This is a genomic window from Heliobacterium mobile (assembly GCF_009720735.1).
Classification (GTDB): Bacteria; Bacillota; Desulfitobacteriia; order Heliobacteriales; family Heliobacteriaceae; genus Heliobacterium; species Heliobacterium mobile.
In genome coordinates this window covers 1-318 of the sequence record NZ_WNKU01000150.1, presented here as the reverse complement: position 1 = coordinate 318, position 318 = coordinate 1, and the positions used below count along the sequence as shown (strand labels likewise).

Below are 318 nucleotides of genomic sequence, written 5' to 3'. Positions count from 1 at the left end.
TCGGAAGGTGCGGCTGGATCACCTCCTTTCTATGGAGACTCGTCACGGTAGAGGATGAACCTTGCTAGTTTACTGGCAAAGGGATATCACCTCTATGCAGTGAGATGTCGAGGTCGAGCGCACGCAATGCGACACAACTGTTTGATTTTGAGGGACTGGAGAAACTTACCGGTTGAAAAGCTCAACCGGGTGTAGTAAAATCCTTATTCCGGTGATGAACCGGACAGACCTCAACAACTACAACTGATCTGGTGGCAATGGCGGAGGGGTCACACCCGTTCCCATCCCGAACACGGAAGTTAAGCCCTCCTGCGCCGA

1 rRNA gene is annotated in these 318 nt (G+C 52.2%); it reads left to right on the top strand.

From position 1 onward, the window contains the following. Positions 1-247: 247 nt before the first annotated feature. Positions 248-318, top strand: a 5S ribosomal RNA gene (gene rrf, locus GJ688_RS20220); the annotation flags it as partial.